This window comes from Bradyrhizobium xenonodulans (assembly GCF_027594865.1).
In the GTDB taxonomy this organism is placed as follows: domain Bacteria; phylum Pseudomonadota; class Alphaproteobacteria; order Rhizobiales; family Xanthobacteraceae; genus Bradyrhizobium; species Bradyrhizobium xenonodulans.
Genome location: NZ_CP089391.1, coordinates 8,266,521 through 8,276,659, shown reverse-complemented (window position 1 = coordinate 8,276,659; position 10,139 = coordinate 8,266,521). Strand labels below are relative to the sequence as shown.

General features: G+C 64.2%; 10 protein-coding genes. 5 read left to right on the top strand and 5 right to left on the bottom strand.

Translation table 11 applies throughout. The features are described from left to right. Positions 1-1,253: 1,253 nt before the first annotated feature. Complete coding sequence (rpsT, locus tag I3J27_RS39045) at positions 1,254-1,520, bottom strand: 30S ribosomal protein S20 (protein WP_270164122.1); 267 nt, start codon at positions 1,518-1,520, stop codon at positions 1,254-1,256. 377 nt (positions 1,521-1,897) lie between these two features. On the opposite strand from rpsT, the gene I3J27_RS39040 reads away from it, so the two are divergent. From I3J27_RS39040 to I3J27_RS39030, 3 genes are all read left to right on the top strand, one after another. Then, the gene (locus I3J27_RS39040; RefSeq protein WP_091898220.1) at positions 1,898-2,215 is read left to right on the top strand and encodes a hypothetical protein; all 318 of its coding nucleotides are present in this window, start codon (positions 1,898-1,900) and stop codon (positions 2,213-2,215) included. Positions 2,216-2,390: 175 nt separating this feature from the next. Beyond that, a complete protein-coding gene (gene msrA, locus I3J27_RS39035; RefSeq protein WP_270164121.1) occupies positions 2,391-3,047 on the top strand; it encodes a peptide-methionine (S)-S-oxide reductase MsrA in 657 nt (218 codons plus the stop codon). A 253-nt stretch (positions 3,048-3,300) separates the two neighbouring features. Further along, positions 3,301-4,047 (top strand): polysaccharide biosynthesis/export family protein, encoded by a 747-nt coding sequence (locus I3J27_RS39030; RefSeq protein ID WP_270164120.1) that lies wholly within the window; start codon positions 3,301-3,303, stop codon positions 4,045-4,047. A 1-nt stretch (position 4,048) separates the two neighbouring features. Here the strand turns inward: I3J27_RS39030 and I3J27_RS39025 are convergent, their stop codons facing one another. The 4 genes from I3J27_RS39025 to I3J27_RS39010 form a co-directional block, all read right to left on the bottom strand. Next, entirely contained in the window at positions 4,049-4,528 is a 480-nt protein-coding gene (locus tag I3J27_RS39025) for a hypothetical protein (protein ID WP_270172995.1), read from the bottom strand. Between the two features lie 144 nt (positions 4,529-4,672). Beyond that, a complete protein-coding gene (locus I3J27_RS39020) occupies positions 4,673-5,347 on the bottom strand; it encodes a dienelactone hydrolase family protein (protein ID WP_270164119.1) in 675 nt (224 codons plus the stop codon). A gap of 161 nt (positions 5,348-5,508) precedes the next feature. Continuing rightward, positions 5,509-5,850: a hypothetical protein gene (locus I3J27_RS39015; RefSeq protein WP_270164118.1), complete on the bottom strand. Its 342-nt coding sequence runs from the start codon at positions 5,848-5,850 to the stop codon at positions 5,509-5,511. Between the two features lie 22 nt (positions 5,851-5,872). Further along, positions 5,873-6,637 (bottom strand): alpha/beta fold hydrolase, encoded by a 765-nt coding sequence (locus I3J27_RS39010; protein ID WP_270164117.1) that lies wholly within the window; start codon positions 6,635-6,637, stop codon positions 5,873-5,875. Between the two features lie 499 nt (positions 6,638-7,136). Here I3J27_RS39010 and I3J27_RS39005 point away from each other — a divergent pair, with 499 nt between their 5' ends. Beyond that, on the top strand, positions 7,137-7,628 hold the full coding sequence (locus tag I3J27_RS39005; RefSeq protein WP_270164116.1) for a (2Fe-2S)-binding protein: 492 nt from the start codon (positions 7,137-7,139) through the stop codon (positions 7,626-7,628). Further along, on the top strand, positions 7,625-9,916 hold the full coding sequence (locus I3J27_RS39000) for a xanthine dehydrogenase family protein molybdopterin-binding subunit (protein ID WP_270164115.1): 2,292 nt from the start codon (positions 7,625-7,627) through the stop codon (positions 9,914-9,916). The genes I3J27_RS39005 and I3J27_RS39000 overlap by 4 nt, the downstream gene beginning before the upstream one ends. Positions 9,917-10,139 lie beyond the last annotated feature (223 nt).

Here is a 10,139-nt window from a genome sequence, read left to right as displayed (position 1 = left end):
CGTCAGAAAACTTCTCTTGAGAGATATAGTTGCGTTGTGAGCGCCACGCGGGTTCCTGCCAGGACCCTGGAATGGCGCGACCTCAGAGCGAGTCCATCGTCAGGCATGGCTCGACCGTTCGGCGAGAACGCCGCGTCCGGTCAGCGATGTCAGAGATGGAGGGGTCGCGAGGTCAGCGCGTACTCGGCGCTCCGTCACACGCGGGAGGCTGGAGGTCGGACTGATCTAAACCGGCATCGTTGGAATAGGCGACTTGCTTGAATACCGCGTTGAGTCCGTAAGACATGATACCTCCCCGTCCTGCCGTGATTGCTCACGGCAAGGTCCTGCGTGTCCTTAAGACAAAAGCGACTGAAGTCGCCGATGTCCCGCCCGTCTGCACTGTTCGTCCGCTCGGCTTCGCCTTCACGCGTGTCGGGCAGCTTCGTGACATCTCTCGTTTTGCGCCTGGCGCGAGCGGGATTGAGAAAAATCCTGCTTGGAGACATTCAGACAAAGAACTACCGTTCCCATATTGCTATGGGTTTTGAACCGACATCGCTTGTTGAAGCGTCGCCTACGTGCACATCGCCGCCGATTTGCACGCTCGCCCCGTTTCCTAAACCGCGCTGGTCTGAAGATCGTGGGCGCCGCTGACCACTTAAGGAATACACTAAGCGGAAAGACTCGCAACGAAATTGATTCACACTTGAGGCATCAAAAAACTTGACCAGCGTTAACGCCGCGCGAGAGTTGTTCACAGGCTTCGGAGCAAGTTTTTGGATTCGTGCACAGATTCGAAAACGCGGCGTGTCATGTGACAATTCGCGGCCGCCGCCAAAAAATTTTTACAAAAGCGTCACGCGCACGACGCGTCGGCGAATTTTCCAAATGGTTGAAGTCGCTATGTCGATAAGTGATTAGCGAGACATCGTTTTTTGAGTCTCGTTTCACAGGGTAACTCCATCGCGACGTGTTCCGGTGAAACTACGGTGTGCAGAACTCGTCCGTGTGCAAATGCGAGTTAACCCCGTCCCGCAGGGGTTTTTCGCACCGCGAAAGTTTCCGCTGTTGCAAAATCACCCGCAGGTAAAACTACGGAGCGCATCATAGTGCGGACGATGCAAATCTTCCAATCGAAGATCGCCGGGTGCGTGGCTGCTTGCGGGAATATGACGGGCAACAAAAAGCCCGGCGCGAGGCCGGGCTGATTGACGAGCGTGATGTCGATCGGATCAACCGATCGAATGACGTCGCGCGCTGACTTGGTGCGCTTACTTGGCGAGCTTGGCGATCTGCGCGGTGAGGCGCGAGACTTTGCGGCTGGCGTTGTTCTTGTGAATGATGTTGCGCTGCGCGGCGCGCATCAAGGCGGGCTCGGCATTCGCCAGCGCCGTCACGGCAGCGGCGCGGTCGCCGGTCGCGATGGCTTCTTCGACGGTGCGGACGGCGCCGCGCATCTGGGTGCGGCGCGACTTGTTGACGGCGGTGCGGCGGGCGATCTTGCGCGTCGCTTTCTTGGCGGAAGTGGTATTGGCCATGGTCTCAATGTCCTTTGCGGGTACCGGTCGCGTCTTGGTCGGGTAGCGCCGGCTTGCTTGACCGCGTAATCGACGCTCGGATTTAGGGTGTTCGGTTGCTGGGCTGTCCCGGGAACATGAGGCCTCAAAGAGCTCTAAGCCCAAGGAGCCTGCAACTGCTCAAAGAACAGCGGCGGCAGGATTGCGCCCGCCGCCAGTTGGCGCCCTTATAGAGAGGGTCTTTGGCACCGTCAACGCTTTCCGGCCGGAAAACCGGCATTCAGCGGCCTGGGCGCGCGCCGTAACGCCCTGAAGAGGTTGAATTTCTGCCGTCTCCCGGCTATTGGCTGGCGGCGTTTCTTTGGGTCCTCCGATCGGACGACCATATAAGGTGAGGCATGATCCGCGGCTTTTTCCGACTGATTGGGCTGTTGCTGCTCGCCGGCGGTTTCATTTTCATGGTCTATGACGGTGCCCGCTGGGTCGCCGACCAGACCCTGAAGTTCACCCGGTTCGGCCAGTTCTGGAACGACATCAATCAGGCCAGCCAGACCGCATTCCGGACCTGGGTCGAGGCCAAGGCGCCGTGGCTCTGGACCTCGGTGATCCGCCTGGTGCTGGACCAGCCGGTCTTCGCCGTCCTCGGCATTCTCGGCATCCTGCTGATGATCCTGTTCCGGCCGCGCAAGCCGCTGATCGGCTATTCCCGGGATTGATCTCCAATTCCCGCCGGGATTGATCTTCAATTCCCGCCGGAACTGAACTTCGCTGGCCGCAGCCGTAACAAGGCTGCCGCTCCTTGCGTAGATCCCTATATTCCCACCTTGATCGCGAGCACGCCGCCTGAGCACCTGAGCTCACGCGACGGACAGCTCGTTTCGGAGACCCATCATGCTGTTCATGCGCAAGACCACCGCATTGCCGAGCGCAGCTGAGGCGCTGCCCGGCCGCGCGCAAGCCATTCCGACTGCGACCACCCATTTCGTCAACGGCAGCAGATTGCAGGCGCCTTATCCCGTCGGCTTCGAGCAGGCCGTGTTCGGGCTCGGCTGCTTCTGGGGCGCCGAACGAAAATTCTGGGAGCTTGGCGAGGGCATCTACACCACCGCTGTCGGCTATGCCGGCGGCCACACGCCGAACCCGACCTATGAAGAGACCTGTTCGGGTCGCACCGGCCATACCGAAGTGGTGCTGGTCGTGTTCGATCCGAACAGGATCCCTTACGAAAAGCTGCTGAAGATTTTCTGGGAGAACCACAACCCGACGCAGGGCATGCGCCAGGGCAATGACGTCGGCACGCAGTACCGCAGCGCGATCTACACTTACTCCGATGCGCAGAAGGTCGCGGCCGACGCATCGAAGGCGCTCTATCAGAAGGCGCTTGCCGCCAAAGGCCTCGGCGCCATCACCACCGAGATCGCGCCATCAGGCGAATTCTATTTCGCCGAGGACTACCATCAGCAATATCTGGCGAAGAATCCCGCCGGCTATTGCGGCTTAGGGGGCACCGGCGTGTCCTGCCCGATCGGTGTGGGTGTGAGCGCGTAAGCCAGCCACGAACTCGGTGCACCTCTCCCGCTTGCGGGAGGGTCGCGTTGCATCGTGAGATGCAATGCGGGTGAGGGCTCTGTCCCTCTGGGGGACTGTCCCGTTGTGGAGACACCCTCTCCCCAACCCTCTCCCGCAAGCGGGAGAGGGAGCGCACCGCGCTCGTGGCGAGTATCGTCATCGCCCCCGCAAACGCTTTATTAACCATAACCGGTGCATCAGTGGAGCTGTCTCGTTTCGAGGGATAGGTCCGGTGCCAGTTGCACGCGCGTTTCGATCGTCGATCTCGGCAGTGGCCCTGGCAGCGTCCGCCGCGCTGACCCTTGGTGGCTGCATGCAGACCGCTGGTCCGGTCGCATATGTCCAGCCGCGCCCCGATCTCGACTCCATGGCCTATGGCCAGCCCACCAGTGCGCCGCAACCGGTCGTCGTTGCCAACAGCGGCGGCGCCATCGCGGCGTTCAGCAATTCCTTTGCCGCTTCGCCTGCGCCAATGCCGGTCGGCTACGCCGCGCCGATGGCGGCGCCCGTGCGCTACGACTCGTCCTACCATCTCGACGCCGGCGACAAGCTGCGCGTCGTGGTCTACGGCCAGGAAGGTCTCACCAACAGCTACGCCATCGATGCTGGCGGCTCCATCACCATGCCGCTGATCGGCGGCGTGCCGGCCCGCGGCCGTACCCCTGCGGGACTCGCCGGCGAGATCGCGGCGCGCTTGCGCAACGGCTATATCCGCGAGCCCTCGGTGGCCGTCGAAGTCGAGTCCTATCGCCCGTTCTTCATCCTCGGCGAAGTCTCCGCGCCCGGCCAATATCCCTATGTGCCGAACATGACCGTCGAAAGCGCGGTAGCCATCGCCGGCGGCTTCTCGCCGCGCGCCAAGCGCGACGTCGTCACCGTCACGCACACCGAGGCCGGCGGTGCCATGCGCGCCGTCGTTCCGCTCGGCACCCCCCTGGCGCCGGGCGACACCGTGTTCGTCGGCGAGCGCTGGTTCTAGCTCACCGCCTGAAATCCAGCCGCCCGTTCGGAAAGCATCCGTCGATCCTGACGGTATCGACCACGAGCCCGACCCAAGGCCGCACGATCGCCGGGTTGGTCAGGTTGATGTATTTCCCGATCAGGCGCGCGCCCTCGCGCGCCGCATCGATCAGCCCGTGCCGCCGGCCATTGTCCCAGTCGAAGCGCAAATAGATGCGCCCGCCTGCGACTCGGACTTCAGCGCGCCCGTCTTTCCATGCCTCCGGCGTATCGCCCGCAATGGTCGGGTCGGCGCCGCCATTCCAGCGGCTCGCCCAGGCGCCTTCGAGCGGGTCGGACGGTGCGGCGATGGAGGCCCAGGCGGGCGCATTGACGTCGGCCGCATCGCCGGCGAGCGCCGCCGTTGCGGCATAGTCCATGACTTCGCGATCATCAGGTGCGGGCACGTCCATCGTGCCGAATGGATTGCGGATGAGGATGTTCGTATTGGCTTGCTGCATGACGAGTTCCCGGCGTGAGTTGGCGTGATCAGCCAGCTCTATCGCCGCGCGCCCGGCTGCAGCCACCCGATTTCTGCTTTCCCCTCTCGTCATTCCGGGGCGCGCGCAGCGCGAGCCCGGAATGACGGAGGAGAGAAGCGTGCGCTACTTCGCCAGGTGCTTCGCAAAAAATTCCATGCTGCGCGGCCAGGCGATGTCGGCGCTGGCCTTGTCGTAGCTGGCCCGCTCGTCGCAATGGAAGCCGTGCTGCGCGCCCGGATAGACGAAGACCTCCACGTCGGGCCGCTTGGTCTTGACGGTCTCGACGTCGGCGAGGGGAATGCCGGCATCCTTCTCGCCGAAATGCAGTTGCGTCGGCACCTTCGGTGTCTCGTCGGCGAAGCGCACCACGGCGCCGCCGTAATAGCCGATCGCGGCCTTCAGCCCCGACAGCCGCGTCGCCGCGACGAAGGCGATGCTGCCGCCCAGGCAAAAGCCGATGATGCCGACCGGCCCTACGCCTTTCACCGCATCGATCGCCGCTTGCGTGTCGCGCAACATCGCGTCCCAATCGGGACTCGCGACGAACTTGCGCGCCTCAGCGATCTCATCGGGCGTGTAGCCCGACTGGAAGCCCGGCGTTGTGCGGTCGAAGATCGACGGCGCGATCGCGACATAGCCTTCCCCGGCAAGGCGATCGCAGACCGAGCGGATGTGATGATTGACGCCAAAAATCTCCTGGATCACCACCACCGCGCCTTTCGGGCTGCCCGCGGGATCGGCGCGATAGGCGCCGAGCTGGAAATTGTCGGAGGCCGTCAATTTGATGTCTTGTCCCACGCGGGTTGTCCTTCTTGGTTGTAGATCGGAATTCTCAGCTCGCGCTCCTCATCCTGAGGAGCGCGTCAGCGCGTCTCGAAGGATGAAAGGCCGAGCTGTGAGAGGCGGGCCTGCATGGTTCGAGACGCGGCTTCGCCGCTCCTCACCATGAGGAGTCGCATTCACTCCCACATCCAGTTCTCGCCGTAATCCTCCTTCCATCCCGCCAGCCGTCCGTGGCGGAACTGCAGGAACAGGCGGTGACGGTAGGGGATCAGGCTGCTGCCGCCGATGTTGCGAAGCGCGAGATAGATCTCGTTGCCGGGACGTCCGCGCACATATTGCAGCGGCTGTCCGAGCACGCGTGCGGTCTGCCCGGCGTCCATGCCGAAGGCGAGCGGCGTGTTGTTCGACAGGGTTTCAACGAAGGGCCGGCGCGGCGGCGCGCCGCCGAAGGGCTCGGCCTGCGCCGGCGCTGACATCGATAGCAACACTGCACCCGCAGCCAACATTGCCCGCTTCATGGCCTGTCCCTGTCCGACCGTCCTATGCCGGCAAGTTCTTCAGGAAAGGCACCACCGCGTCAACAAAAGCCTGCGGCTGATCGATGTTGACGGCGTGTCCGGCTGCGGGGATCACGACCTTTTGTGCGCCGGGAATCTTTGCGGCCATGTAGTCGGACGCCGCGAGGAACGGCGTGTCGTCGGCGCCGACCACGATCAGGCTGGGCACCTTGATGTCGGGCAACAGCTCGATCACGCGCGCATCGCGCTGGGTCAGCATGCCGCGTGCGGCAAGCGCCAGTCCCCTCGCATTGCGATGGCTCGCGGTAGCGCGCTCGCGCGTTGCAGATTTCAGCATGTCGAGACCTACGCGATCGAGCTTGTCGGCGGTCGCGAGCGCCCGCGTGTTCCAGGCCTCGCGCGCGTCATCCTTCTTGAAGCCCGGACCGGTGTCGATGATCAACAGCGCGCGGGCGCGCTCGGGATGTGCGCGATAGAAGGCCAGCGACATGTAGCCGCCGAGCGACAGCCCGCCGATGATGGCGCGCTTCGAGCCGACCGCACCGAGGATCGCCGCCATGTCGCCGACCGTCAGCGCTTCGCTATAGGCGCTGGGATCGTCGGGGTAATCGGACTGGCCGTGGCCGCGCATGTCCCACAGGATCAGCTTGTGGTTCTTCGCCAGCGCATCGACCTGGCCATGCCACATCGCCGAGGTCGAGGAGTAGCCGTGGGTGAGCAGCAGTGGCGGCCCGTTGCCGTGGACTTCGTAATAGATCCCGACGCCGGCCTGATCGATCTTCGGCATTGCTTCCGCCCTTTCTTTCTTATTCGCGCCGCGACACCGGTGCTTCACCCTCCCCTGGAGGGGGAGGGTCGGCTCACATTGAGCGCAGCGAAATGTGAGACGGGGTGGGGTGACAGTCTCTCCGCGACGAACAGTGCCCGTGCTGAGAGATCACCCCGCCCCGCTCGCGCTTCGCGCGATCGACCCTCCCCCTCCAGGGGAGGGTAAGGGTTCGCCGTCGGTTCACTCTACTTTGCCGAGTTACTTCTAGGAAACCACCTGAGCGCGGTGACGTGCATGCCTGACGCGCGCTCCGTTTGCGTTCAGTCGCTGCATCACCGCCCTTGTCGCGACGCACAACGGGCAGGCGCCGCGTTTGTTTCGACCGATTCCAAATTGCGTTTGCCTCCGCGGCGGAACGCGATCATGCTTACGGTCAAGGTGGGCGCCAGCCCGGTGGGCGTCCGCTACTCAAGTTGCCGCCGTAAGCGGCTTCATGCACCGGCAGGGGAAGACGCCTATGCCAACTCTCACCATCAACGGGCGGAGTCTGTCCGTGGATGCGGCGAACGACACGCCGCTCCTCTGGGCGATCCGCGAGCAATTGCAGATGACCGGCACCAAGTTCGGCTGCGGTGCCGGCCTGTGCGGTGCCTGCACCGTGCATGTCAACGGCGAAGCCGTGCGCTCGTGCCAGACCATGGTCGGCGACGTCGCCGGCAAGAAGATCACGACCATCGAAGGTCTCTCCGCCAAGGGCGATCATCCGTTGCAGAAGGCGTGGATTGCCGAGCAGGTGCCGCAATGCGGCTACTGCCAGTCCGGGCAGATCATGCAGGCGGCCTCGCTGCTGGCGAAGAACGCCAATCCGACCAAGGAAGAGGTGGTCGCGCATATGGACGGCAATCTCTGCCGCTGCATGACCTATTCACGGATCCAGAAGGCGATCATGCGCGCCGCATCCGAGATGCGCACCGCGTCCGCCTCCGGCAACGAGCGGAGGCCCACATGAACGAGCACGTCAAGACCATCACCGCTGAGGCGACCGATCTCAGCCGCCGCTCGTTCCTCGTCGGCACGGCAGCAACCGGCCTCGTGCTCGGTTATGCCGGCGTGCCCGGCATCGGTGAGGCGCTCGCCGCGCCCTCGAATTTCGAGCCGAGCGTCTGGTATGCGATCTCGCCCGATGGCCTCGTCACCGTGACCTGCGGCAAGGCCGACATGGGCCAGCACATCGCCTCCACCATGGCGCAGATCGTGGCCGAGGAGCTGGGCGCGAAGTGGAGCGACATGCGCGTTCAGCTCGCTTCCAACGATCCGAAGTTCAACGATCCCGTGCTCGGCGCGCAGATCACCGGCGGCAGCTGGTCGACCATGATGAACTTTGAGGCCATGAGCCGTGCCGGCGCGGCCGGCCGCATCGCGTTGACCGAGGCCGCGGCCTCGGCCATGGGCCTGCCGCCCTACTTCAAGGACCAGCTCGTCGTGCGGGACTCCGTGGTCTCGCATCCGACATCGAAGAAGCAGATGAGCTTTGCCGAGATTGTCAAAAGCGGCAAGGCGACGAAGACCTTCACGCCGGACGAGCTGAAGGCGATCAAGCTGAAGACGCCGGACCAGTACACCATGATCGGCGTGTCGGTGCCGCAGCTCGACATCCCCTCCAAGACCAACGGCACCGCCAAGTACGGCATCGACGTCATGCTGCCGGGCATGGCCTATGGTGCGGTGGTCACGCCGCCGGTGCGCTTCGGCGCGACCGTGAAATCGGTCGACGATTCGGCGGCGAAGAAGGTGCCGGGCTTCATCAAGGCCGTCACCCTCGACGACAAGACCGGAACGACGTCGGGGTGGGTCGTCGCGGTCGCGGCCACCTACGCCAACGCCAGGAAGGCGGCGCAAGCGTTGAAGATCGCCTATGACGGCGGTCCGAACGCGAAGCTGTCGAGCCAGTCGCTGCTCGATGAAGCCATGCGGCTTCAGAAGCTGGAGGATTCCGGCCAGTTCTTCGTCAAGGACGGTGATCCCTCTGCGGCGTTCGGCACGGCCGCAAAGGTGCTGGAAGCGGAGTACACCACCAGTATCAACATCCACGCGCCGCTGGAGCCGATGAACGCCACCGCGGAGTTCAAGGGCGAGATCCTGCACATCTATTCCGGCAACCAGTTCGCGACGCGCTCCGGGGCGATCGCCGCGGGTGCAGCCGGGATCGATCCGAAGTTCGTCGTCATGCACCAGCATTGGCTGGGCGGCGGCTTCGGCCGGCGTCTCGATGCCGACATGATGGTTCCCGCCGTGCAGGCGGCGAAAGCGGTCGGCAAGCCGGTGAAGGTGATCTACTCGCGCGAGAACGACATGACGATGGATTTCTCGCGTCCGCTCACCTACCAGAAAGTGAAGGCCGGCGTGGACGGCGACGGCAAGCTCGTCGCGCTCAGCCACGACGTCGTGTCGGCCTGGCCGACCGCGCGCTGGGGAATCCCCGATTTCCTGACGCCCTCGGTCGACAAGAAAGGCCCGCTCGACAGCTTCACGGTGAACGGAGCCGACTTCTTCTACACCGTGCCCAACCATTACGTGCGCGCGATCAAGAACGAGCTCGCGCACAATGCGACGCCGTCCGGGCAGCTTCGTTCGGTGGCGCCGGGCTGGACGTTCTGGGCGGTCGAAAGCATGATCGACGAGATCGCGGCGGCGGCCGGCAAGGACCCGGCGCAGTTCCGCATCTCGCTGCTCGACGGCGCCGGCAAGAATGACGGCGGCGCGCAGCGGCTGCGCAATACGCTGCTCGCCGCGATGGGGTTGTCCGGCTACGGCACCAGGCAACTGCCGAAAGGTGAAGGCATGGGTGTTGCCTGCGTCTCGTCGCAGGAACGGGCGACTGCGAGCTGGACGGCCTGTGTCGCCCATGTCGCGGTGGCGCCGTCGGGCGCGGTGACCGTGAAGAAGCTCACGGTCGCAACCGACGTCGGCACGCAGGTGCATCCCGACAACATCCGCGCCCAGGTCGAGGGCGCGGCGCTGTGGGGCCTGTCGCTGGCGATGTACGAGAAGGCGACGCTGAAGGACGGTGGCATCGAGCAGACCAATTTCGATGGCTATACGCCCTTGCGCATGAGCCAGGTGCCCGAGGTCGCCGTCGCCGTGATCGCCAACGGCGAGAAGGCCACCGGCGTCGGCGAGCCCGCCGTGACGGTGGTCGCCCCCGCCATCGGTAACGCCATCTTCAATGCCAGTGGCGCCCGCGTGCGAGCGCTGCCGATCACGGCGGAGGCCGTGAAGGGTGCGATGAAGGCGTAGGGCTGGCTGCGATTGTGACGTGACATGATCCGCCGGAGGCCAACCTCCGGCGGATTTGTTTTTGGGGCCACTTCCCGTCATTCCCCGCGAAGGCGGGGAATCCAGTACGCCGCGGCGTCTCGGTTCCAGCCGCGCCGTCTCGGCGTACTGGGTCGCCCGGTCAAGCCGGGCGACGACAGCGGAGGGCGGCGAGAGCGCCAAAAATTCACCTGTGTTATCAATG